21 protein-coding genes and 1 pseudogene are annotated in these 22,201 nt (G+C 67.3%); 12 read left to right on the top strand and 10 right to left on the bottom strand.

Going from position 1 to position 22,201, the window contains the following annotated elements:
- Nucleotides 1–23 precede the first annotated feature (23 nt).
- Complete coding sequence (locus Q0599_RS04010; protein ID WP_298826070.1) at nucleotides 24–1,193, bottom strand: LysM peptidoglycan-binding domain-containing protein; 1,170 nt, start codon at nucleotides 1,191–1,193, stop codon at nucleotides 24–26.
- A gap of 237 nt (nucleotides 1,194–1,430) precedes the next feature.
- Between Q0599_RS04010 and def the strand changes: the two genes are divergently transcribed.
- The 10 genes from def to ppsA all read left to right on the top strand — a co-directional run bounded on the left by def (nucleotide 1,431) and on the right by ppsA (nucleotide 11,821).
- On the top strand, nucleotides 1,431–1,943 hold the full coding sequence (def, locus tag Q0599_RS04005) for a peptide deformylase (protein ID WP_298826068.1): 513 nt from the start codon (nucleotides 1,431–1,433) through the stop codon (nucleotides 1,941–1,943).
- Nucleotides 1,944–1,959: 16 nt separating this feature from the next.
- Nucleotides 1,960–2,919, top strand: coding sequence for a methionyl-tRNA formyltransferase (gene fmt / locus Q0599_RS04000; RefSeq protein WP_298826065.1), 960 nt, complete (start codon nucleotides 1,960–1,962; stop codon nucleotides 2,917–2,919).
- 55 nt (nucleotides 2,920–2,974) lie between these two features.
- On the top strand, nucleotides 2,975–3,826 hold the full coding sequence (htpX, locus tag Q0599_RS03995) for a zinc metalloprotease HtpX (RefSeq protein ID WP_298826062.1): 852 nt from the start codon (nucleotides 2,975–2,977) through the stop codon (nucleotides 3,824–3,826).
- A 73-nt stretch (nucleotides 3,827–3,899) separates the two neighbouring features.
- A complete protein-coding gene (locus Q0599_RS03990; RefSeq protein ID WP_298826059.1) occupies nucleotides 3,900–4,274 on the top strand; it encodes a hypothetical protein in 375 nt (124 codons plus the stop codon).
- A gap of 46 nt (nucleotides 4,275–4,320) precedes the next feature.
- Nucleotides 4,321–5,049 carry an AzlC family ABC transporter permease gene (locus tag Q0599_RS03985; protein WP_298826056.1) on the top strand — a complete coding sequence of 243 codons (729 nt, stop codon included), beginning with the start codon at nucleotides 4,321–4,323 and terminating at the stop codon, nucleotides 5,047–5,049.
- Nucleotides 5,046–5,378 carry an AzlD domain-containing protein gene (locus Q0599_RS03980; protein WP_298826051.1) on the top strand — a complete coding sequence of 111 codons (333 nt, stop codon included), beginning with the start codon at nucleotides 5,046–5,048 and terminating at the stop codon, nucleotides 5,376–5,378. Before Q0599_RS03985 ends, Q0599_RS03980 begins: the two co-directional genes overlap by 4 nt.
- A gap of 73 nt (nucleotides 5,379–5,451) precedes the next feature.
- On the top strand, nucleotides 5,452–6,645 hold the full coding sequence (locus Q0599_RS03975; RefSeq protein WP_298826048.1) for a phosphoglycerate kinase: 1,194 nt from the start codon (nucleotides 5,452–5,454) through the stop codon (nucleotides 6,643–6,645).
- Nucleotides 6,646–6,719: 74 nt separating this feature from the next.
- On the top strand, nucleotides 6,720–8,150 hold the full coding sequence (gene pyk / locus Q0599_RS03970; RefSeq protein ID WP_298826045.1) for a pyruvate kinase: 1,431 nt from the start codon (nucleotides 6,720–6,722) through the stop codon (nucleotides 8,148–8,150).
- Complete coding sequence (locus Q0599_RS03965) at nucleotides 8,150–9,361, top strand: threonine ammonia-lyase (RefSeq protein WP_298826042.1); 1,212 nt, start codon at nucleotides 8,150–8,152, stop codon at nucleotides 9,359–9,361. The genes pyk and Q0599_RS03965 overlap by 1 nt, the downstream gene beginning before the upstream one ends.
- 66 nt (nucleotides 9,362–9,427) lie before the next feature.
- A complete protein-coding gene (ppsA, locus tag Q0599_RS03960; protein WP_298826040.1) occupies nucleotides 9,428–11,821 on the top strand; it encodes a phosphoenolpyruvate synthase in 2,394 nt (797 codons plus the stop codon).
- A 12-nt stretch (nucleotides 11,822–11,833) separates the two neighbouring features.
- Here the strand turns inward: ppsA and Q0599_RS26105 are convergent, their stop codons facing one another.
- Together Q0599_RS26105 and Q0599_RS26100 are read right to left on the bottom strand one after the other, a co-directional pair.
- Complete coding sequence (locus tag Q0599_RS26105) at nucleotides 11,834–12,097, bottom strand: STAS-like domain-containing protein (RefSeq protein WP_367180900.1); 264 nt, start codon at nucleotides 12,095–12,097, stop codon at nucleotides 11,834–11,836.
- Nucleotides 12,096–12,584 (bottom strand): annotated as a pseudogene (locus tag Q0599_RS26100) (ATP-binding protein); the annotation flags it as partial. The pseudogene Q0599_RS26100 and the gene Q0599_RS26105, both read right to left, overlap by 2 nt.
- A 336-nt stretch (nucleotides 12,585–12,920) precedes the next feature.
- On the opposite strand from Q0599_RS26100, the gene fba reads away from it, so the two are divergent.
- Together fba and Q0599_RS03945 are read left to right on the top strand one after the other, a co-directional pair.
- Nucleotides 12,921–13,985 (top strand): class II fructose-bisphosphate aldolase, encoded by a 1,065-nt coding sequence (gene fba, locus Q0599_RS03950; protein ID WP_298826034.1) that lies wholly within the window; start codon nucleotides 12,921–12,923, stop codon nucleotides 13,983–13,985.
- Nucleotides 13,986–14,104: 119 nt separating this feature from the next.
- Nucleotides 14,105–15,001, top strand: coding sequence for a phosphoribosylaminoimidazolesuccinocarboxamide synthase (locus tag Q0599_RS03945; RefSeq protein ID WP_298826031.1), 897 nt, complete (start codon nucleotides 14,105–14,107; stop codon nucleotides 14,999–15,001).
- A 1,122-nt stretch (nucleotides 15,002–16,123) separates the two neighbouring features.
- Here the strand turns inward: Q0599_RS03945 and Q0599_RS03940 are convergent.
- The 7 genes from Q0599_RS03940 to Q0599_RS03910 form a co-directional block, all read right to left on the bottom strand.
- A complete protein-coding gene (locus Q0599_RS03940) occupies nucleotides 16,124–17,038 on the bottom strand; it encodes a carbohydrate kinase family protein (protein ID WP_298826029.1) in 915 nt (304 codons plus the stop codon).
- Nucleotides 17,039–17,089: 51 nt separating this feature from the next.
- Entirely contained in the window at nucleotides 17,090–18,049 is a 960-nt protein-coding gene (locus Q0599_RS03935; RefSeq protein WP_298826026.1) for a zinc-ribbon and DUF3426 domain-containing protein, read from the bottom strand.
- A 7-nt stretch (nucleotides 18,050–18,056) separates the two neighbouring features.
- On the bottom strand, nucleotides 18,057–18,956 hold the full coding sequence (prmA, locus tag Q0599_RS03930) for a 50S ribosomal protein L11 methyltransferase (RefSeq protein ID WP_298826024.1): 900 nt from the start codon (nucleotides 18,954–18,956) through the stop codon (nucleotides 18,057–18,059).
- 10 nt (nucleotides 18,957–18,966) lie between these two features.
- Complete coding sequence (accC, locus tag Q0599_RS03925; protein WP_298826021.1) at nucleotides 18,967–20,316, bottom strand: acetyl-CoA carboxylase biotin carboxylase subunit; 1,350 nt, start codon at nucleotides 20,314–20,316, stop codon at nucleotides 18,967–18,969.
- Between the two features lie 10 nt (nucleotides 20,317–20,326).
- Nucleotides 20,327–20,794: an acetyl-CoA carboxylase biotin carboxyl carrier protein gene (gene accB, locus Q0599_RS03920; RefSeq protein WP_298826018.1), complete on the bottom strand. Its 468-nt coding sequence runs from the start codon at nucleotides 20,792–20,794 to the stop codon at nucleotides 20,327–20,329.
- A 261-nt stretch (nucleotides 20,795–21,055) separates the two neighbouring features.
- Nucleotides 21,056–21,577 (bottom strand): TlpA disulfide reductase family protein, encoded by a 522-nt coding sequence (locus tag Q0599_RS03915; protein WP_298826015.1) that lies wholly within the window; start codon nucleotides 21,575–21,577, stop codon nucleotides 21,056–21,058.
- Nucleotides 21,574–22,170: a hypothetical protein gene (locus tag Q0599_RS03910; protein WP_298826012.1), complete on the bottom strand. Its 597-nt coding sequence runs from the start codon at nucleotides 22,168–22,170 to the stop codon at nucleotides 21,574–21,576. Before Q0599_RS03910 ends, Q0599_RS03915 begins: the two co-directional genes overlap by 4 nt.
- Between the last annotated feature and the right edge of the window lie 31 nt (nucleotides 22,171–22,201).

Below are 22,201 nucleotides of genomic sequence, written 5' to 3'. Positions count from 1 at the left end.
TCAACGCGACACGGCCAGGTTGGTCAGGGCTGGGTGAAGCGGTCGCCCGCCTTCACCGGGTTCTGCACCGAGAGAATCAGCGCATAGGACATGCGGTCGAACACCCGGAACACGAACAGCATGCCGTGGCGCTCGTCGGGCAGCTTGATCGTCGGGCGCGACGGATCCGTCTTGTCGATGATGCGCGCCCCGTCGCTCCACAACGCGAGCACGTGGCCGCGCTCCATGCCGTCGGCCGCACCCTTGTTCAGCGAGACGATCTGGTTCTGGCCGGCAGTCAGGCTGTCGCCGTAGATCGAAACGATCTGGCCGGCGATCGGGCTTTGCGGAGCATGCGGCGCGTAATTGCTGAACTCGCGCTCGGGCGCGGGTGCCAGTCGGTCGCCGACGCCGGCTTCCTGTTTGGCGGCCGTGACGCTGAAGGTGGCCGGGATGATTTCCGGCTTGCCGTCGGCTCCGGTGCGCGTCTCGCCCGGTCGCACATACTCCGCCGCGCCGACATAGGTGGCCTCGTAGCCGAGCACTTCCTTCGTGGTCGGATCGCGCAATGCCTTGGGCTCGCGGAAGATGCGGAATTCGCGCTGTGGCGCGACCTCTCCGCGCACGTAGGCCGTTTCGCCCTTGCCGAGGATGACGCGGCCCTCCTGCGTGCCGACGATGCGTGGCGCGGTGGCCAGTTCGTTGGCCTGGAAGATCACCGCCTCGTTGAGGAAGGGCTCGATCAAGTGGAACGGGATGGACGGGATCGCACCGTCGCCCAGCGCCGAGGCGCGCACCCGAGGCGACAGCTTCACCGTCCCGTCGGGGCCGAGCTGCTGGCCCAGGCGAAGCCGCGCGCGACCATCGGTCTTGTCGAGGAAGAGGATCTGGCCAGGGTAGATCAGGTGCGGATTGCGGATCTGCTCGAGGTTCATGCCCCACAGCTCCGGCCAGCGCCACGGCGAGCGCAGGAACAGGCTGGAGATGTCCCACAGGGTGTCGCCCCGTTTCACGGTGTAGGTGTCGGGGGCGTTGAGGGCCAGCTCCGACAGCGGTACCCCCGCTTGCGCCACCTGCTGGGCAGTGCTTCGCTGCTTGGGTGTGATGGGGTAGTTGACGGCTGACGCCGACACGGCGAACAGCATGGCGCCGACGGCCGTCCCGAGCGCAGCGGCCCGGCGGGCAGGGGAGACAATAGGCTGGCGACGCATCATGGGGTCGGTTCTCCGGCAGCGCGATCAGAAACCATCGCGCTCTAGGGTTGCTGAGCCGAACGCTCCGAGCCCGGCCCGCATTCGGCGAAAATGCTCATACAGTTTCGAAGATTCTGCCTCTAAACCCTTGATATCGCAACGAAACTGGGGCGCGGCGGGGCGAGGTGTGAGGCCTGTCACGGACCGTCTCGTTGCGCGCACTCCACAAGCGCTTCCGGCAGAATCGACTGGATACAAATGGCCCGACTGAACATCCTCCGCTATCCCGATCCGCGCCTGCACACCGTCGCCAAGCCGGTGGCCCAGGTCGACGAGCGCATCCGGCGCCTGGTCGACGACATGCTCGAGACCATGTACGAGGCCGAAGGCGTCGGCCTGGCGGCGACGCAGGTCGACGTGCACGAGCGCGTGATCGTCATCGACACCTCCGAGGGTCGCGACGAGCCCCGCGTTCTGATCAATCCCGAACTGGTCTGGCGCAGCGAAGAGATGCACGTCGGCGACGAAGGCTGCCTGTCGGTGCCGGCCATCTACGACAAGGTGAAGCGCCACGCGCGCGTGCGCGTGCGAGCGCTGAACCGCGGCGGCGAAAGCCACGAGTTCGACGCCGAGGGCTTGCTGTCGGTGTGCGTGCAGCACGAGATGGATCACCTGCTCGGCAAAGTGTTCGTCGAATACCTCAGCCCGCTCAAGCGCGACCGCATCAAGACCAAGATGCTGAAGAAGGCGCGCGACGAGGCGAGTTCCTGAGCGGCTGGCACTGCGCATGCGCGTCGTCTTCGCCGGCACGCCGGAGTTCGCTGCCATCGCACTCGAGCGGCTGCATGCCGCGGGCTTCGAGATTGCGCTGGTGCTCACCCAGCCGGACCGCCCCGCCGGACGGGGCATGAAGCTGCAGGCTTCGCCGGTGAAGGCATTCGCAGTCTCGAAGGGGATCGACGTGGCGCAGCCGCGCGGACTGAAGCTCGACGGCAAGTTCGCCGACGATGCCGCCGCTGCCCGCGCGGCGCTGCTCGCCGCGAAGCCCGACGTGATCGTGGTGGCCGCCTACGGACTGATCCTGCCGTCCTGGGTGCTGGAACTGCCGCGCCTGGGCTGCCTGAACATCCATGCCTCGCTGCTGCCGCGCTGGCGCGGCGCCGCGCCGATCCACCGCGCCATCGAGGCCGGCGACGCTGAAACAGGCATCACCATCATGCAGATGGACGCCGGGCTGGACACCGGCGACATGCTGCTCGTCGAGCACATGCTGATCGCAGCGGGCGACACCACCGCGACGCTGCACGACCGCCTGGCCGAACTGGGCGGGCGGCTGATCGTCGAGGCCCTGGAACTCGCATCCTGCGGCGGCCTGAAGCCAGTGCCGCAGCCGGCGCAGGGCGCGACCTACGCGCACAAGATCGACAAGGCCGAGGCGGCGATCGACTGGGGCCAACCGGCCGCGGTCATCGAGCGCCGCCTGCGCGCCTTCGATCCCTTCCCGGGCGCGACCGGCGTGCTCGCCGGCGAGACGTTGAAGATCTGGCGTGCCGAGCCCTGCACGGGCCGCGGCCGGCCGGGACTGGTGACCAGCGTCGGGGAGACCGGCATCGAGGTCGCCTGCGGGGAGGGCGCACTGCGCCTGACGGAACTGCAGCGCCCGGGAGGCAGGCGCCTTCTGGCCGCCGCCTTCCTGGCAGGACACCCGGTGGCAGAGGGTGCGTCCTTCGAGACGGGCGCCGATTGAACTCCGCGGCCGCGGCCGCATCTACGGCAGTGCTGATTCACGAGGACCCCGCAACATGTTCAATCTGATGAAGACGGCCATCCTGATGGCGGCCATCACGGCACTGTTCATGGCCATCGGCTCGTTCATGGGCGGACGGACCGGGATGATGGTGGCCCTGGTCGTGGCCCTGGGCATGAACTTCTTCAGCTACTGGTTCTCGGACAAGCTGGTGCTGAAGATGTACAACGCGCGCGAGGTCGACGCGAGTTCGGCGCCGCAGTTCTACCGCATGGTGCAGGAGCTGGCGCAGCGCGCGGAGCTGCCGATGCCACGCGTCTACGTCATCGACGAGGACGCGCCCAACGCCTTCGCCACCGGGCGGAACCCGCAAAACGCCGCCGTGGCGGCCACCACCGGCATCATGCGCGTGCTCAGTGAACGCGAATTGCGCGGCGTGATGGCCCACGAGTTGTCGCACGTGAAGCACCGCGACATCCTCATCAGCACGGTCAGCGCGACGATGGCCGGTGCGATCTCGATGCTCGCCAACTTCGCGATGATCTTCGGTGGCCGCGACAGCGAAGGCCGGCCGGGCAACCCGATCGTCGGCCTGCTGGTGATGCTGCTCGCGCCGCTGGCGGCCAGCCTGATCCAGATGGCGATCAGCCGCGCCCGGGAGTTCGAGGCCGACCGCGGGGGCGCCGAGATCTCCGGCGACCCGCGTGCGCTCGCCTCGGCGCTGGAGAAGATCCACGCCTACGCACGCGGCATCCCGATGGCGGCGGCCGAGCGTCATCCCGAGACGGCGCAGATGATGATCATGAACCCGCTGTCCGGCGGCGGCCTGCGTGGCCTGTTCTCCACCCACCCGGCGACCGAAGAGCGCGTGCAGCGTCTGCTGGCGATGGCCGGCAACATGCGCTGAGGCCGGGCACGGCGCTCAAGTCGGCGCCGCGACGGTCGAAACAGCGGTCAGTTCCCCACCGGGCCCGACCGCCATGAAACGCCACCTCGCCCTGTTGCTGCTCGCCCTCGTCGCTGGCTGCGACATGCTGGGCATCGAGTCGCCGGAGAAGATCGCGGCCAACCGCGAGGCCGACGGCAAGGCCATCGGCGGCGCCTGCCGGAACGCCGGCCGCGCGATCGAGGACTGCTACGCGCTGAACAAGAAGGCCGAGCGCGCCGCGGTGTTCGCCGGCTGGCGCGAGATGAACGATTACATGCGCGAGAACCAGCTGGAGGAAGGCGCGCCGGTGGCCGGCGCTCCGGTCAAGCCGGCGGCCGAGGAGGAACTCGAGCCGGAGGCCGAGAAGCGCACCGCCAAGGGCGCCGAGACCAGGGCCAGGGGCAAGCAGAAGGCGCGCGAGTCCTGACCCGTCCCACGCCGCTCGGCGCCGTTCGAGCGACGACAATGCGAGCATGATCTCGCTGCGTGCACTCCGTCACGACCCCCACTTCCGCCGCGGCGCACGCGACATGCTCGACTTCGCGCCGGGTATCGCCGCCTGGGGTCTCGTCACCGGCGTGGCGATGGCCAAGAGTGGCCTGTCGCTGCCGCTCGCGGTGCTGATGTCGCTGACAGTCTATGCGGGCAGTGCGCAACTCGCATCGCTGCCGCTGCTGGCCAGCGGCGCGCCGATGTGGGTGATCTGGGCAGCTGCCTTTTGCGTCAACCTGCGCTTCGTCATCTTCAGCTCGCAGTGGCGCGTGCACCTGGGCCACCTGCCGCGCGGGCGACGGCTCACCATCGGCTACCTGCTTGCCGATCTGAACCTGATCGCCTTCCAGCGCGCCTGGCCGGGCGGCAAGCGTGAGCCGGGGCAGGTGCGCTACATCGTCGGCGGCATCGCGACGATCTGGCTGACCTGGCAACTCCCTTCGCTGCTGGGCATCTTCCTCTCCGAGGCGATTCCGACGCAGTGGGGCCTGGGCTTCGCCGGCACGCTGGCCATGCTCGGCCTGACCTACGGGCTGATGAAGGACCGCAGCACCTGGACGGCCGCCGCGGTGGCCGGCGCCGCCGCGGTGGCCGCCTATTCGCTGCCGCTCAAGCTGAACATCGTCGTGGCGATCGCTGCGGCGGTGGCGGCCGGCCTGATGATGGAACAGGCCGATCGGGCGCATCGCAAGCTTCGGGGTGGCGCATGAGCGACGGCTGGGCCGCCGTGCTGGCGATCCTCGGCTTGGCCGTGGTGACCGCGGTCACGCGCAACTTCTTCCTTTTTCCGGAGCGGGAGGTCAAGATCCCGCCCTGGCTGCAACGAGGCCTGAAGGTGGCGCCGCTCGCCGCGCTGGCGGCGGTCGTGGTCCCGGAGGTGATCATGACCCGTGGAGCGTTGATATCCACCTGGCAGGACGCCCGGCTTCCCGCCGTCCTCGCCGCATCCTTGTATTACCTGTGGCGCCCGGGCGTGCTCGGTCCGCTGCTCGCCGGTCTGGCCGTGTTCCTGCCACTGCGATGGTGGTGGGGATGGTGAGCAGCGACGCGCCCGTCAAAGTCGAACCGGGTTCGTAACCAGGTTACCTTATCATCAACACTTGAGTTTCATCATGAACGTTCTGCGTTTCACCGACCTGATCGCCGCCGGCAAGGTGTCCGGCCAACGTGTCTTCATCCGCGCCGACCTCAACGTGCCCCAGGACGATGCGGGCCGCATCACCGAGGACACGCGCATCCGCGCCAGCGTGCCCTGCATCGAGCAGGCCCTGAAGGCCGGCGCGGCGGTCATGGTCACCTCGCACCTGGGCCGTCCGACCGAGGGTGAGTTCAAGCCGGAGGATTCGCTCGCGCCGGTGGCCGCGCGCCTTGGCGAGTTGCTCGGCCGCGAGGTCAAGCTGGTGTCGAACTGGGTCGATGGCGTGACCGTCGCACCCGGCCAGGTGGTGATGTTGGAGAACTGCCGCCTCAACAAGGGCGAGAAGAAGAACAACGAGGAGCTGGCCAGGAAGATGGCCGCGCTGTGCGACATCTTCGTGCATGACGCCTTCGGCACCGCGCACCGCGCCGAAGCCTCGACCTACGGCATCGCGCAGTTCGCCAAGGTCGCCTGTGCCGGCCCGCTGCTGGCCGCCGAGATCGATGCCATCTCCAAGGCGCTGGCCAACCCAAAGAGGCCGCTGGTGGCGATCGTCGCGGGCTCGAAGGTCTCGACCAAGCTGACCATCCTGCAGAGCCTGGCCAAGAACGTCGATCAGCTGATCGTCGGTGGCGGCATCGCCAACACCTTCATGCTGGCCTCGGGCCTGCCGATCGGCAACAGCCTGGTGGAGAAGGACCTGGTGAACGACGCCAAGTCGGTGATCGAGGCGATGAAGGCGCGTGGCGCCGCCGTGCCGATTCCCGTCGACGTGGTGGTGGCCAAGGAGTTCAAGGCCGATGCGAAAGCGACGGTGAAGGCGGCCGAGGACGTCGAAGCCGACGATCTCATCCTCGACATCGGTCCGCAGACCGCCGCGCAGCTCGCTGCGCAGCTGAAGGCCGCCGGCACGATCGTCTGGAACGGCCCGGTGGGCGTGTTCGAGTTCGACGCCTTCTCCAAGGGCACGGAAGCGATCGCCCGCGCCATTGCCGAGAGCAGCGCCTTCAGCATCGCCGGCGGCGGCGACACGCTCGCCGCCATCGCCAAGTACGGCATCGAGAAGCAGGTGGGCTACATCTCCACCGGCGGCGGTGCCTTCCTCGAGGTGCTGGAGGGCAAGACGCTGCCGGCCTTCGAGATCCTCGCCAAGCGCGCGCAGGCATGACAGTCATGCCGGCAACCAGGGGTCGGCGCGCCATGGCACTTCGATAATTCCCCGACCCCATCCTCGGAGACCCCATGCCCCGCGCCACCAAGATCGTCGCCACCCTCGGCCCCGCCTCCAGTTCGCCCGACGTGCTGGAGCGCATGCTGCGCGCGGGCGTCGACGTGGTGCGCCTGAACTTCTCGCACGGCAAGGCGCAGGACCACATCGACCGTGCGGCGTTGGTGCGCGAGGTGGCGGCGCGTGCCGGCAAGGAAGTGGCGATCATGGCCGACCTGCAGGGGCCGAAGATCCGCGTCGGCAAGTTCGACGGCGGCTCGACGCTCCTGCAGGCCGGGCAGCACTTCATCCTCGACGGCGCCACCACCGAGCTGGGCAACAACGAGCGCGTGGGCCTGGACTACAAGGACCTGCCGCGCGACGTGAAGCCGGGCGACACGTTGCTGCTCAACGACGGCCTGCTCAAGCTGACGGTCGACGCGGTGCGCGGCGAGGAGGTGCACACCACCGTCGTGATCGGCGGGGAGTTGTCCAACAACAAGGGCATCAACAAGGCCGGCGGCGGCCTGACCGCACCGGCGCTCACCGCCAAGGACATGGAGGACATCAGGACCGCGATGGCCTTCCAGTGCGAGTACCTGGCGGTGAGCTTTCCGAAGAACGCCACCGACATGGAGATGGCCCGACAACTCGCCAACGTGGCCGGCGAGCCCTGGCGCCACAAGCCGGCCTTGATCGCCAAGATCGAGCGCAGCGAGGCGGTCCCCGTGCTCGACCAGATCCTCAAGGCGAGCGACGGCATCATGGTGGCGCGCGGCGACCTGGCGGTAGAGGTCGGCAACGCCGCGGTGCCGGCCCTGCAGAAGCGCATGATCCGCATGGCGCGTGAGATGGACAAGGTGGTGATCACCGCGACGCAGATGATGGAGTCGATGATCGTCAACCCGGTGCCCACGCGCGCCGAGGTGAGCGACGTGGCCAACGCGGTGCTCGACGGCACCGACGCGGTGATGCTCAGCGCCGAGACCGCCGCCGGCAAGTATCCGGTGGAGACGATCACGCAGATGGCGGCGATTGCGCTGGAGGCGGAAGCGGCCGAGGACGTGTCGATCGAGACCGACTTCACCAACAAGAAGTTCGGTCGCATCGACCAGTCGATCGCCATGGGCGCGCTGTTCACCGCACACCACCTCGGCTGCAAGGCCATCCTCGCCTTGACGGAATCGGGCTCGACGGCGTTGTGGATGAGCCGGCACAACGTCAAGGTGCCGATCTATGGCCTGACCACGCAGCTCGTCTCTCAACGCAAGATGACGCTGTACCGCAACGTGCGGCCGCTGCTGATGCCTGTGTTCGACGACCGCGACACCGCGCTGACCGCCGCCGAAAAACTGCTCGTCGAGCGCGGCGTGCTGCGCCCCGGCGACACTTACGCGATCACCTGCGGCGAGCCGATGGGCTACCCCGGCGGCACGAACATGCTCAAGGTGTGCCGGGTCGGCTGATGACCGCCACGCTGACCCTGGCCGATGTGGAGGCCGCTGCGCAACGTCTGCGCGGCGAGGTGGTCGATACGCCCTGCCTCGCCTCGCGCACGCTGTCGGCGCTGACCGGCTGCGAGGTCTACCTCAAGTTCGAGAACCTGCAGTTCACCGCCTCCTTCAAGGAGCGCGGTGCGCTCAACAAGATGGCCCAGCTCGGGCAGGCCGAGCGCGCGGCGGGCGTGCTGGCGGTGTCGGCCGGCAACCATGCCCAGGGGGTGGCCTACCACGCCCAGCGCATGGGCATCCCCGCCACCATCGTCATGCCGCGCTTCGCGCCGGCGGTGAAGGTGGAGAACACGCGGCGCTTCGGCGCCACCGTGGTGCTGGAGGGCGACACCTTCGACGATGCGCGTGCCTATGGCCTCGCGATGGCTCGCGAGCGTGGCTACACGGTCGTGCACCCCTACGACGACTTCGACGTCGCGGCCGGGCAGGGCACGATCGCGCTGGAGATGCTCGCGGCGCAGCCGCAGATCGACACGCTGGTGGTGGCGATCGGTGGGGGTGGCTTGATCTCGGGTGTGGCCACCGCTGCCAAGGCGCTGAGGCCCGGCATCGAGGTCGTCGGCGTGCAGACCGAGCGCTTCCCGGCGGTGTGGAACGCGATCCGTGGCGAGCACCGCGAATGCGGCCAGGCGACCATTGCCGATGGCATTGCCGTCAAAACTCCGGGCGCGTTGACGCTGCCGATCATCAGGGAGCGCGTCGACGACGTGCTGCTCGTCGGCGAGGACGACATCGAGCAGGCCATCCTGACGCTGCTCGAGATCGAGAAGACCGTGGTGGAAGGCGCCGGCGGCGTGGGCCTCGCCGCGCTGATGAAGCACCGCGAGCGCTTCGCAGGGCGCAAGGTCGGCCTGGTGTTGAGCGGCGGCAACATCGAGCCCTTGGTGCTGGCCGAGATCATTCAGCGCGGCATGGTCAAGTCGGGGCGACTCGCGAGGCTGCGCATCGACGTGCGCGACGTGCCGGGCGCGCTGGCCGACGTCGCCACGCTGCTGGGCAGGCTGGGGGCCAACATCGACGAGGTGCAGCACCAGCGCGCCTTCAGTTCGCTGTCGGTCGAGCGGGCGCAGATCGAGGTGGTGGTGCAGACGCGCGGCGTCGAGCACATCGCGCAGATCCTCGCGGCAATGCGCGAGCAGGGCTACCGGGCCGAGCGCGTCGGTTGACGCGGCTCAAGCCGCCGCCCGGCCGGCCGGCGGAGCATGGGGCTTGGTTCCGACCGGGAGATCCGCATGACGAGCGCACCGACGAGCTGCATTCGCTGGTTCCGTGAACTGTCGCTGGCCGACCTGCCGCTGGTCGGTGGCAAGAATGCCTCGCTGGGCGAGATGTTCCGCGAGCTCGTTCCGCTGGGCGTGCGCATTCCCGACGGCTTCGCGGTGACCGCGGAGGCGTACCGCGACGCGCTCGACGAGTCCGACGCCTGGGTCGAGCTGCACCGCGCGCTCGACGGGCTCGACAAGACCGACGTGAAGGCGCTGGCCCGCGCCGGCAAGCGCTGCCGCGAGATCGTCTACGGCGCGCCCATGCCCAAGCACGTGGAGACGACGATCCGCGAAGCCTGGCGGGAGATGACCTCCCGCTATGGCGAAGACCTCAGCGTGGCGGTGCGCAGCTCGGCCACTGCCGAGGACCTGCCCAGCGCCAGCTTCGCCGGGCAGCACGACACCTACCTCAACATCCAGGGCGAGGAGGTGCTGCTGGATGCGGTGAAGCGCTGCCAGGCCTCGCTGTTCACCGACCGCGCGATCTCCTACCGCATCGACAACGGCTTCGACCACTTCAAGGTGTTCCTGTCGGTGGCGGTGATGCAGATGGTGCGCAGCGACCTCGCCTCCAGCGGGGTGATGTTCAGCATCGACACCGAGTCGGGCCACCCCGACATGGTGTTCATCACTGCCGCCTGGGGTCTCGGCGAGAACGTGGTGCAGGGAGCGGTCGACCCGGATGAGTTCTACGTGCACAAGCCCACCTACAAACAGGGTTTCCGCAGCGTGCTGCGCCGCACGCTCGGCGACAAGCAGGTGCAGATGGTCTACGCGAGCGGCCGCACGCGCGAGCCGGTGGTGAACCGGCCGACGCCGAGGGCCGACCGCGCGCGTTTCTGCCTGTCGGATGCCGACGTGCTCGAGCTGGCCGGCGCAGCGATCAAGATCGAGGACCACTACGGGCGCGGCATGGACATCGAATGGGCCAAGGACGGCCCCGAGGGGCCGCTGTACATCGTGCAGGCGCGGCCGGAGACGGCGGTGTCGCAGCGCAAGGCCAACCAGATCGAGGAGTTCGTGCTCGACGGCCAGGGCACGGTGAAGGCGCGGGGGCGCGCGGTGGGCTCGCGCATCGCCACGGGCGCAGTGCGCTTGGTGGCCGACGCTCGCCACTTGGCCGAGTTCAGGCCGGGCGAGGTGCTCGTTGCCGACACCACCACGCCCGATTGGGAGCCGGTGATGAAGACCGCGGCGGCCATCGTCACCAACCGTGGCGGACGCACCTGCCATGCGGCGATCGTGGCGCGGGAGCTTGGCATTCCGGCGGTGGTCGGCGCGGAACACGCGACGACGGCGCTGGCCGACGGCGAGCGTGTCACCGTGTCCTGCGCGGAAGGCGCGATGGGCAGGGTCTACGACGGCGAGGTGCCGTTCCATCGCGAGGTGAGCGACATCACCGGCCTGAAGAAGCCGCTCACGGAGATCATGGTCAACCTCGGCAACCCGGAACTGGCCTTCCAGACCAGCTTGTTGCCCTGCGACGGCGTCGGGCTGGCACGCATGGAGTTCGTCATCAACGAACACATCAAGGTGCACCCGATGGCGGTGCTGCACCCCGAGCGCATCGCCGACGACAAGGAGCGCGCGCAGGTGCTCTCGCTCGTCGCCGGCTACCGCGACGGTGCCAGCTACTTCATCGAGCGGCTCGCCGAGGGCATCGGCACCATTGCCGCGGCCTTCTACCCGCGGCCGGTGATCGTGCGGCTGTCCGACTTCAAGAGCAACGAGTACGCCGCGCTGGTGGGCGGACGTGCCTTCGAGCCGCACGAAGAGAACCCGATGATCGGTTTCCGCGGCGCGGCGCGCTACATCCACCCGGCCTATGCCGAAGGCTTCGCGCTCGAGTGCAAGGCCCTCAAGCGCGTGCGCGACGAGATGGGCCTGACCAACCTGAAGGTGATGGTGCCGTTCTGTCGGCGCCTCGACGAGGCGCGGCGCGTGCTCGACGCGATGGCCAGCCACGGCCTCGGCCGCGGCGTGAACGGTCTGCAGGTCTACGTGATGTGCGAGATCCCGAACAACGTGCTGCTCATCGACGAGTTCTCGCAGCTTTTCGACGGCTTCTCGATCGGCTCGAACGACCTGACGCAGCTGACCCTCGGGGTCGACCGCGACAGCGCGATCGTCGCCGAGTCCTTCGACGAGCGCGACCCGGGCATGCTGAAGATGCTCAGGCTCGCCGTCGAGGGCGCAAAGCGCAACGGCCGGCACAGCGGCATCTGCGGCCAGGCGCCGTCGGATCACCCTGAGATCGCGAAGTACCTCGTCGAGCTCGGCATCGACAGCATCAGCCTGACGCCCGATACCGTCTTGCGCACGATGCGCGCACTGGCCGAGATCGAGGCGACAAGACGCTGAGCGCTGCGCGGGTCATGCCGACCCGGCGCGCACGCTGTCGATCAGCGCGCGCACCCGCGGGGCCATGTTGACGGGCTCGAGCGCAACCTGCGGCTGGCTGCGCGCGAACACCCGGAACAGCTCGTCGGCGAAGCCGTGCCCGACCTCCTCGATGCCGCCGAAGTCGAGGCTCGCGTGGCGGAACTGCTGCAGGCGTTGCACCGCGCGGCGGCCCTGGGCGCGCGAATCGAGCGCGGTGCTGGAATACGCAGTGGTTGGCGTGCAGGTCCAGCACATCGGCGATGCGCGAGGTGAAGAAGAGGCCGCGGCCGCTGTGGCGCTGCGGCGCGCTGGTCAACTTGCCCTTGCTCAGTTCGAGCATCGCCGAGTCCGGGTCGTCGATGCGCAGAGACTGCGCCACGCGCTCGAACAGGCCGCAGCCGTCGTCGGAGATCAGCAGTTGCACGTGCGACGGGGTCTGGCGCATGGAGACGGTGACGCTGGTGCCGCCGCTGTGCTCGATCGCGTTGTTCAGCAGTTCGCCGAAGGCATGCTGGGCGAGGCGCGCCACCGGGGGCGGCAGCGCGAGCGCCGGCGCGAAGTCGCGCGACCAGGGCAGGTCCTCGGCCAGGCCGACGAGCGCGTAGCGCTGCACCACCTGGCGCAGCAGGCCCGGCGCGTAGTGCGGCCGGCGTGCCGGGCCGGTGCGCTGCAGCCACTGCGCGGCCACCAGGCGCGACGGGGTCCGCTGGGCCGTAAGGCGGCTGACCGACAGTCGCCGCATGAGATGGGTGGGCAGGTCGTCGGCATGGGCCAGCGCCGCCTGAGTGATCCAGGCGGTGACGGCGCTCAGGGCGATGCGGGTCATGGTGAGTCCTTGCGGGCGCGCTGCGCCTGCGACCGAGGTCTCAGTGTCGGACCGACCCGCTGCCCGGCGGCGCGAAAAAAGCCGGGCGAAGGCCGGCCACTTGAGCAGTTTGGTCGGCGGCCCGATCCCCTGGATGCAGGCATGTTGGAGCACAGGGGCGCGCACCCCGGCTGGCTAAAATGCACTGAGTTACCGCCAGGTTACCGGCGCCGGTGCGTGGCGAGCCGACCGATTCAACTCCGGAGAACGTCCATGCCTCTCGTCTCGATGCGCCAACTGCTCGACCATGCCGCCGAAAACGGCTACGGCATCCCCGCTTTCAACGTCAACAACCTGGAACAGGTGCAGGCGGTCATGAGCGCGGCCGACGAGGTGGGCGCGCCGGTGATCCTGCAGGCCAGCGCCGGCGCCCGCAAGTACGCCGGCGAGGCCTTCATCAAGCACCTGATCCAGGCAGCCGTCGAGGCGTATCCGCACATCCCGCTGGTGATGCACCAGGACCACGGCCAGAGCCCCGACGTCTGCAAGGGCGCGATCGACCTCGGCTTCAGCTCGGTGATGATGGACGGCTCGTTGCAGGCCGACGGCAAGACGATCGCGAGCTACGACTACAACATCGACGTGACGCGCAAGGTCGTCGACATGGCGCACAAGCTCGGCGTGACGGTCGAGGGCGAGCTCGGTTGCCTGGGTTCGCTGGAGACGATGAAGGGCGACAAGGAAGACGGCCACGGCACCGACGCGACGATGACCATGGAGCAGTTGCTCACCGACCCCGAGCAGGCCGCCGACTTCGTCAAGCGCACCCAGCTGGACGCGCTGGCGATCGCCATCGGCACCAGCCACGGCGCCTACAAGTTCACGCGCAAGCCCACCGGCGACATCCTGGCGATCGACCGCATCAAGGAGATCCACCGCCGCATCCCGAACACGCACCTGGTGATGCATGGCAGCTCCAGCGTGCCGCAGGACCTGCTGGAGCAGATTCGCCAGTACGGCGGCAGGATGAAGGAGACCTACGGCGTGCCGGTCGAGGAGATCCAGGAAGCCATCAAGCACGGCGTGCGCAAGATCAACATCGACACCGACATCCGCCTCGCGATGACCGGCGCGGTGCGCAAGTTCCTGGCCGAGAACCCGGAGAAGTTCGATGCCCGCGAGTGGCTCAAGCCGGCGCGCGAAGCTGCCAAGGCCATCTGCAAGGAGCGTTATCTGCAGTTCGGCTGCGAAAGCCAGGCCGCCAAGATCAAGGCGCAGTCCCTGAACGACGTGGCCCAGCGCTACACGCGTGGCGAGCTAGCGCAGACAGTGGTCTGAGCACGGTTTCGCTCCTGAGACGACCCGGCTTCGGCCGGGTTTTTTCATGGGGCCGCATTACTAGAATGCCCCGATCTCCCCCTGCAACGACGCACCCTTGTGCCGACGAAGGACTCCCCATGACCGCCGCCCTGCTCGAAAGCTCCCTCCATTCCCTGCCGCTGATCGCGCGGGGCAAGGTCCGCGACAACTACGCCGTGGGCAGAGACCGGCTGTTGATGGTGGCCACCGACAGGCTCAGTGCCTTCGACGTCGTCATGGGCCAGCCGATCCCGGGAAAGGGGGAGATGCTCACGCGCATGGCGCTGTTCTGGTTCGGCAAGCTGGGCCACATCGTGCCGAACCACCTCACGGGCGAGGATCCGGAAAGCGTGGTGGCGCCGGACGAGCGCGAGCAGGTGCGGGGGCGCTCGATGCTGGTCAAGCGGCTCAAGCCACTGCCGGTGGAGGCGGTGGTGCGCGGGTACCTGGCGGGCAGCGGCTGGAAGGAGTACCAGGAAAGTCAGTCCGTTTGCGGCGTCAGGTTGCCTGCCGGGCTGAAGAACGCCAGCAAGCTGCCCGAGCCCATCTTCACCCCGGCGACCAAGGCCGAGATGGGTGAGCACGACGAGAACATCAGCTTCGAGCGGATGGCGCAGATCGTCGGGCCGGACTTGGCGGCGAAGGTGCGCGACGTCTCGATCCGGCTGTACAGCGAGGCGGCCGCCTACGCTCTGCAACGCGGCATCATCATCGCGGACACCAAATTCGAGTTCGGACTTGATGCCGATGGCACGTTGACGCTGATGGATGAAGTGTTGACCCCGGATTCCTCGCGATTCTGGCCCTCGGAGGGTTACGCCGAGGGCGGCAATCCGCCGAGCTACGACAAGCAGTTCGTCCGCGACTGGCTGGAGAGCGTCAGGATCGATGGTCGGCCCTGGGGCAAGAAGGCGCCGGCGCCGGAACTGGATGCCGACGTGATTGAGCGGACTGCGACAAAGTATGGCGAAGCGCTTAATAGATTATTGGGGTGACGAATGAAGTCCAGATATCTAACAAGGCTGGAGTCGGATATCTCCATTTGCTCAGACCTAGTTGAGCGGGACTGCCTGAGTGCCGAGCGTGCCGGCTATCTTGCACGTCTCGGTAGGATCCAAGAAGCTCTAGAAGAAATTCGGCGAATACGTGAAGCTAGAGTGAGGAATCCATCAATGCGAGTTTCGATACTTCTCAATATCGCCGATGGACTCTGTAACTATTTTGACAATATGGACCCGGGTTCACGAGATAGGTTCCTTCGAGCCTACTCGCTAGCGGCTGCGGCTGGACAATACGACCTTCAGTCTCGCGCTGCAAGTTGGATCGCGCTCTTAGCATATGCAGCATACAATTTTGAAGAGATGACGAAGTTCATAGCAGAAGGTATCTCTTTGAATAGTTCTTCAGATAGCTCAACAAAGTCGCGTCTCTGCATGATCTTGGCTCTGACGGCCCATCTGGCGAATCGATTCGATGTAGCGTCGCCATGGTACGAGCGGTCGCGCCAGTATGCTGCCGATCTTGAAGATGAGGCGACACTAAGTGCACTGATGCACAATATGGCATCAATTTGGGCAGCGAATCGAAGAAACGAAGTTATTGGTGGAATTAGGACCAGCGACAAGTCACGGATTGCTCTACTTGGAGCCATGTCAACTCTAAACTTTGATGAACGAGTGGGGGCTCTAAGTTTGAATACGCTAACGCCTCTCATACAGGCCCAACTCTATTCTCTAGAGGGAAACTATGCGCATGCGCTCGAAATCTACTCGACCAATTTGGATACTCTGAGGCTCCGCTCTGTGAGTGGATGGCAGTCGTGGCTGCATGCAGATCGAGCGTGGTGCCAACTGAAGATGGGATATCTAAACGAAGGAAGGGAGCAATTGACGAGAGCGCAGGAAAGTCTCCGGCAGGATCAGCATGTTGACGATAGAGCTGCAACCTACCAACGACTAGCAGAATGCCACTCACTGTTGGGTGATAATGATGCGTCGACTTCTTATGGTGCCAAAGCAAGGACTTGTTGGAGGCAATTTCTCGAACTTCAGGCGACAATGCTGAAACATGTTAGTTCGGTCTCTGGTACCGTTTTCTAGCCTAAACAATTTTGGCTACTATTTACATTGATGGGCCAGCATTTCCCCTTTTAGTGTGTAGTTTTGGCCTCCCCTTGTGCGCACCTTTGCGCAGCCAAGCTGATTGCCGAGTTGCGAGCACGTTGAAAGAGTCCACTCTTGCTCTAGACCAAAAAGCAAACCTGCTCTAAACGCGTCCCCGCATCCCGTCGGATCAACAACCTGACTTGCTGGAACACCGGGCACGTGCGTTCGCCGCCCCTGTTCCCACACGTCGCATCCCTCCGCCCCCAGCGTCACCACCACGCCCTTGAGGTGCGTCCGGGACAGAGACTCGAGCGTGTAGCCGGTTCGATCGCAGAGCATCCGCGCCTCGTAGTCGTTCACGGCGACCCACGTCGCCTTTGCGATGAAGTCCTTCAACTCGTCGCCGTTGAACATCGGCAGTCCCTGACCCGGATCGAAGATGAACGGGATGCCTGCCTCGGCCAGCTGGCTCGCATGCTGCAGCATGGCGTCTCGGCCGTCCGGCGCGAGGATCGCCAGCTTGATGTCGTCCCGCCGGGGCACGGCCGTCAGATGGGCCTGTTGCATCGCGCCGGGGTGGAACGCGGTGATCTGGTTGTTGTCGACGTCGGTGATGATGATCGCCTGGGCCGTGTAGCTGTCCTCGATCACACGGACGTATTCCGTGCTGGCGTTCCACGACCGGATGCGTGCCAGGTAGTCCTGCCCGTCGTTGCCGAGCGTCGCCATGATGAGCGGCTCGCCGCCCAGCTGTCTCAGCGAATAGGCGATGTTGCCGGCGCAGCCGCCGAACTCGCGCCGCAGCGTCGGCACGAGGAACGACACGTTCAGGATGTGGACCTGGTCGGGCAGGATCTGCTGCGCGAAGCGCCCAGGGAAGGTGGTGATCGTGTCGAAGGCGAGCGATCCGCAGATCAGGACGGCCATGGGGGCTCCAGGGGTGATGTCAACGGGCCACGTGCGCGAAGGTCGGCACGGTCAGGGGTAGAAGATCTCGACGGTATAGCCGGTCACGCGCAGCGTGCCGGTCGACAGCACCGCCTGCAGCGTGGTCTCGCTGCTGGCGGGAATGGCCGCAGCGCCGGCCCGGAAGTCCTTCGGACCGAGCGCGCGGCGCGCGACCAGCTCACCGTTGGCATCGGTGAGCGACAGCTCGACCCAGGGCAGCGCGGCGGCAATCGGCGCCTTGTTGTGCAGCACCACGATCAGCCGGAACGCATCGCCCGACGCCGCCTTGGCCAGCGCGGTGCTTTCGACCACGATGTCCTCCAGCCGGCGCGGCGCCCCGATCGCGCAGTCGGCCAGCCGGCACCAGGCCTCCAGCGCGGGTGCCGTTGCAGGCCAGCGCGCGGCGAGCGCATCACGCGAATGATGCGCGGCCTGCACCACCAGGGTCGAGGCCAGCAGCAAAGTCAGCGCGGCAAGGAGCTTGCGGGCGGAGGAGGAGTGCCAGCGGGCCTCGCGTTCCGCCTCGCGCACGAACGCCGGCGCCTCGTCGGCGTCGGTCGAGCCGGAGCTGGTGCCGGAATCGATGGTGGAGGGCTCCTGGCTGGGCGGCCCCAGCGAATCGGCGGGCACCTCGCTGTCGAAGCGGGCGTCGGCGAAATCCGGGCCCTTGCCGCGATCCGGACTGCCCAGGCCGGTCAACGCACCGAAGCCCGTGCGCCGCGCCGCCCCGAAGATCTGCTCGTCGATGCGATCGACCAGCGACGGATCGCGCCGCTCCTCCTCTTCCTGCTCCGGCGGCGGCACGGGCGACATGTGTCGCGAGTCGGACCACTCCGGAGGCGGATCACGCTCCAGGTCGAACAGGCCCTCGAGCGCATTGAAGACCTCGTTGCAGCGGCCGCAGCGCACCCAGCCTTCGGACACCTTGAGCTGATCCTGCACCACGCGGAACACGGTTCCGCAGGACGTGCATCGCGTGGCCAGGCTCATGCCGGGATCATGCCATCTGGCCGCTCAACAGCACCCAGCCTTCGTCGCGATCGGTCACCTCCAGTGCGAGCCATGGCGCGTAAGCCGCGCAGAGTTCTTCGGCCTGACGCTCGAGGATGCCGGCCAGCACCAGGCTGCCGCCGGGGGCGACGTGGGCGCTGAGCAGCGGCGCGAGCAGCTTGAGCGGGGTGGCGAGGATGTTGGCGTACACCAGCGGATAGACGCCACTCGCCAGGTCAGGCAAGCCGGCGCGGACCTCGACCGCATTGGCGAGCGCATTCGCGCGCGTCGCCTCGACGGCCGCCGGATCGATGTCGACGGCGTCGATGTTGCGCGCGCCGTGCAGCGCCGCACCGATGGCCAGGATGCCCGAGCCGCAGCCATAGTCGAGCACCCGCGTCCAGGACGTGGCGCGGCGAGGCGCCTCACGAGCAGTCCAGCGCAGGCACATGCGTGTGGTGGGGTGCGTGCCCGTGCCGAAGGCGAGTCCGGGGTCGAGGCGAATGACGCGCTGCGCACCCGCCGGCACCTCATGCCAGCTCGGCACGATCCAGAAACCCGGTGCGACCTCCACCGGCGCGAACTGCGACTGCGTGAGCCGCACCCAGTCCTGCTCGGCGACCGGCCGCATCGTCACCAGCGCCACGTCGCGCGCCCAGTCCTGGGCGAGCAGCAGCGTCGCGGCCTCGGTGGCGGCGGATTCGTCGGCGAACAGCGCGATCAGGCGCGAGCGCCGCCAGCCGCCCGCCGGCGCAGGCATGCCGGGCTCGCCGAAGAGGGCTTGCTCGGCCTCGGTGTCCGCGTCGGCGTCCTCCACCGACGCGGAGAGGGCGCCGAGTTCGTCGATCAGCGCGTCGGAGACCGTCTCGACAGCGTCCTCCGGCGCGAGCAGCAGCAACTCGACCATCGTGCGGCCGTCAGCGCTTGTGCTCGGCCATCCACCCCTCGAGGTAGTGGATGCTGGTGCCGCCCTCGATGAACTTGGCGTCCACCATCAGCTCGCGGTGCAGAGGGATGTTGGTAAGGATGCCCTCGACCACGGTCTCCGACAGCGCGATGCGCATGCGCGCCAGTGCCTGATCGCGCGTATCGCCGTGCGCGATGATCTTGCCGATCATCGAGTCGTAGTTCGGAGGCACGAAGTAGTTGGTGTAGGCGTGCGAGTCCACGCGCACGCCGGGGCCGCCCGGCGGGTGCCACATGGTGATGCGGCCGGGCGAGGGCGTGAACTTGTACGGGTCCTCGGCGTTCACGCGGCACTCGATCGCATGGCCGCGCATCTGGATGTTGCGCTGCGCGAAGGGCAGCTTCTCGCCGGCGGCGACGCGGATCTGCATCTGCACGATGTCGATGCCGGTGACGAGCTCGGTGACCGGGTGCTCCACCTGGACGCGCGTGTTCATCTCGATGAAGTAGAACTCGCCATCCTCGTAGAGGAACTCGAAGGTGCCTGCGCCGCGGTAGCCGATCTTCTTGCAGGCGGCGGCGCAGCGGTCGCCGATGCGCTCGATCACGCGCCTCGGGATGCCCGGCGCCGGCGCCTCCTCGATGATCTTCTGGTGACGCCGCTGCATCGAGCAGTCGCGCTCGCCGAGCCAGACCGCGCTCTTGTGCTGGTCCGCCATCACCTGGATTTCGATGTGGCGTGGGTGCTCGAGGAACTTCTCCATGTACACCGCCGGGTTGCCGAACGCGGCGCCGGCCTCGCTGCGCGTGGTCTGCACGGCATGGATCAGCGCGGCTTCCGTGTGCACCACGCGCATGCCGCGGCCGCCGCCACCGCCTGCCGCCTTGATGATCACCGGGTAGCCGATCCCTCGGGCGATGCGGATGATCTCCTTGGGGTCTTCGGGCAGGGCGCCATCCGAACCCGGCACGCAGGGCACGCCGGACTTGATCATCGCCTGCTTGGCCGACACTTTGTCGCCCATCAGGCGGATCGACTCGGGGGTCGGGCCGATGAAGGTGAAGCCGCTGCGCTCGACGCGCTCGGCGAAGTCGGCGTTCTCCGACAGGAAGCCGTAGCCAGGGTGAATGGCCTCGGCGTCCGTCACCTCCGCGGTCGAGATGATGGCCGGCATGTTGAGGTAGCTCTGCGCAGACGCTGCCGGGCCGATGCAGACCGCCTCGTCGGCGAGCCTGACGTACTTGGCGTCGCGGTCGGCCTCGGAGTACACCACCACCGACTTGATGCCCATCTCTCGACAGGCGCGCTGGATGCGCAGGGCGATCTCGCCCCGGTTCGCGATCAGGATCTTCTTGAACATCGAGTCGGGCTCACTCGATGACGAACAGGGGCTGGCCGAATTCGACTGCCTGGCCGTTCTCGCAGAGGATCTTGGTGATCGTGCCGGACTTGTCCGACTCGATCTCGTTCATGATCTTCATCGCCTCGATGATGCAGATCGGCTCGCCTTCCTTGACCGCCGTGCCCAACTCGACGAACGGCTTGCCGCCCGGGCTGGACGAGCGGTAGAAGGTGCCGACCATCGGCGACTTCACGACATGACCGGTCTCGGCGGGCGCGGCGGCGGGTGCGGCAGCCACCGCAGGTGCAGCCACCGGCGCAGCGACGGGCGGCACGGCGGCAACGGCTGCCGCCTGGCCCGGGTTCGCCGCCAACGCCGCAGCAGCCGGTTCGGACTTGACGATGCGCACCTTGCCGTCGGCTTCGGTGATTTCCAACTCCGAGATGTTCGATTCCGACACCAGGTCGATCAGTGTCTTGAGCTTGCGAAGGTCCATGCTCTCTCCAACGGTGATGCGAGGTCTCTGGCCTCTTGATGTGGGCTGCCGCAGCCATCCTGTGCCCAACGGCGCTCAATTTTCCCGGATGCGCCGCCTCGGACCAGGCGCCACGCGCTTCATGCCGGGACTGCGTTAGATTTCGATGGCCGTGGAATGAAGCCTGAATTGCGGCGCGAAGGCCGCGACTTTACGCGCCTTGGCGCCATTTAGCAGCAATTGACTTTTGCGCCGGTTGGTGCTTGCGAATGGCGAAGAAACTCAGGACACGCTGGACTGCCACGCCTCGATGTCGGCTGTCCCGAGTGCCCCGAGCTTGCGCCAACGCACCGTGCCATCGCTGCCCAGCACCACCGTGAAGGGCAGGCCGCCCTGGTGATTGCCGAGTGAGCGCCCGAACTCCACGCCATCCAGACCCGCCAGTCCGACCGGCATCGCCAACGGCCGCTGGCGGAGGAACTCCCGCACCGGTGTCGGGCTGTCGATGGCCAGCGCCACCACGGTCCAGCCGCGCGGATTCTGCTCCCGGTGAAAGCCATCGAGAAGCGGCAATTCGGTGACGCAAGGCGCGCACCAGGTCGCCCAGAAGTTCAGCACCAGCGGCTTGCCCCGCAAGCTCGCCAGTGCCAACTCTCCACCTTCGGGCCGTTCGAAGCGGCTGTCCCAGAAGCCGGCTGGCAACGGCGGTTCGGCGACACGCAGCCGCCACCACGCCACGCCCGCGCCAGCCAGCGCCGCCGCGGCACCCACCGCCGAGCCGACGAGCAGTGACCGACGCTTCATGCCGACACCAGCAATCGGCGCAGCGCCGCCAGGTCGCCGCAGGAGGTCCGGCCACGCGCATCGGGCTTCAGCGCGCCGCGCAGATCGTCGTGGTCGAGCACGGAGAGATGCACGGTGACCGCCTCGCCGAGCTCGCGACTGGGGCTGGACACCGTGAGCACGTCGATGCTCTCGCCGCGCGGCCCGGATCGGCTGCCCACGTCGTAGGGCACGCCGAGGTCGAGCAGGCGGATCTCGGCCTGCTTGGAGTCGTCGCAATAGAGTTGCAGATGAACGCAGGACAGTCGCGTGGCCGTACCCCGCCACACGGCACCACCCAGGTGCGGCCGCAGCGGCGCGAGGCGCTCCATCCACTGTGCTGCCACTTCGCGCAGCGCTCGCAGCTCCGACGGCTGGGTGTCGGCGCAGAAGAGCTGCAAGTAGGCCCGGACCTCGTCCTCCACCGCTTCGTTGGCCGGCATCTCGGCCGGGCGCACACTGTGCCGGCCCAGCGTCTTCGCGGCCTTGCGCTTGGCGGGGCCGTACTCCATGCCCTCCTCCACCACCAAGCGGGCGGCGGCGGCGGCAATCTCTTCGGTCAGCGTCGGAGTCATGGCCCATTCTAGGCAGCGGCGCCGACCCCCC

Source organism: uncultured Piscinibacter sp. (assembly GCF_937952055.1).
In the GTDB taxonomy this organism is placed as follows: Bacteria; Pseudomonadota; Gammaproteobacteria; order Burkholderiales; family Burkholderiaceae_C; genus Piscinibacter.
The sequence above is the reverse complement of the archived record's forward strand: the minus strand, read 5'-3'. Positions and strand labels throughout refer to the sequence as shown.

Excerpts from the sequence above, each read along its gene's own strand:
- Q0599_RS03945 (WP_298826031.1), top strand. The coding sequence starts at position 14,105 with ATGACCGCCGCCCTGCTCGAAAGCTCCCTCCATTCCCTGCCGCTGATC.
- Q0599_RS03940 (WP_298826029.1), bottom strand. The coding sequence starts at position 17,038 with ATGGCCGTCCTGATCTGCGGATCGCTCGCCTTCGACACGATCACCACC.
- Q0599_RS03910 (WP_298826012.1), bottom strand. The coding sequence starts at position 22,170 with ATGACTCCGACGCTGACCGAAGAGATTGCCGCCGCCGCCGCCCGCTTG.
- Q0599_RS03975 (WP_298826048.1), top strand. The coding sequence starts at position 5,452 with ATGAACGTTCTGCGTTTCACCGACCTGATCGCCGCCGGCAAGGTGTCC.
- Q0599_RS26105 (WP_367180900.1), bottom strand. The coding sequence starts at position 12,097 with ATGTGCTGGACCTGCACGCCAACCACTGCGTATTCCAGCACCGCGCTC.
- Q0599_RS03935 (WP_298826026.1), bottom strand. The coding sequence starts at position 18,049 with ATGAGCCTGGCCACGCGATGCACGTCCTGCGGAACCGTGTTCCGCGTG.
- fba (WP_298826034.1), top strand. The coding sequence starts at position 12,921 with ATGCCTCTCGTCTCGATGCGCCAACTGCTCGACCATGCCGCCGAAAAC.
- Q0599_RS03985 (WP_298826056.1), top strand. The coding sequence starts at position 4,321 with ATGATCTCGCTGCGTGCACTCCGTCACGACCCCCACTTCCGCCGCGGC.
- Q0599_RS03915 (WP_298826015.1), bottom strand. The coding sequence starts at position 21,577 with ATGAAGCGTCGGTCACTGCTCGTCGGCTCGGCGGTGGGTGCCGCGGCG.
- pyk (WP_298826045.1), top strand. The coding sequence starts at position 6,720 with ATGCCCCGCGCCACCAAGATCGTCGCCACCCTCGGCCCCGCCTCCAGT.
- Q0599_RS03980 (WP_298826051.1), top strand. The coding sequence starts at position 5,046 with ATGAGCGACGGCTGGGCCGCCGTGCTGGCGATCCTCGGCTTGGCCGTG.
- htpX (WP_298826062.1), top strand. The coding sequence starts at position 2,975 with ATGTTCAATCTGATGAAGACGGCCATCCTGATGGCGGCCATCACGGCA.
- def (WP_298826068.1), top strand. The coding sequence starts at position 1,431 with ATGGCCCGACTGAACATCCTCCGCTATCCCGATCCGCGCCTGCACACC.
- accC (WP_298826021.1), bottom strand. The coding sequence starts at position 20,316 with ATGTTCAAGAAGATCCTGATCGCGAACCGGGGCGAGATCGCCCTGCGC.
- ppsA (WP_298826040.1), top strand. The coding sequence starts at position 9,428 with ATGACGAGCGCACCGACGAGCTGCATTCGCTGGTTCCGTGAACTGTCG.
- fmt (WP_298826065.1), top strand. The coding sequence starts at position 1,960 with ATGCGCGTCGTCTTCGCCGGCACGCCGGAGTTCGCTGCCATCGCACTC.
- Q0599_RS03990 (WP_298826059.1), top strand. The coding sequence starts at position 3,900 with ATGAAACGCCACCTCGCCCTGTTGCTGCTCGCCCTCGTCGCTGGCTGC.
- accB (WP_298826018.1), bottom strand. The coding sequence starts at position 20,794 with ATGGACCTTCGCAAGCTCAAGACACTGATCGACCTGGTGTCGGAATCG.
- Q0599_RS03965 (WP_298826042.1), top strand. The coding sequence starts at position 8,150 with ATGACCGCCACGCTGACCCTGGCCGATGTGGAGGCCGCTGCGCAACGT.
- Q0599_RS04010 (WP_298826070.1), bottom strand. The coding sequence starts at position 1,193 with ATGATGCGTCGCCAGCCTATTGTCTCCCCTGCCCGCCGGGCCGCTGCG.
- prmA (WP_298826024.1), bottom strand. The coding sequence starts at position 18,956 with ATGGTCGAGTTGCTGCTGCTCGCGCCGGAGGACGCTGTCGAGACGGTC.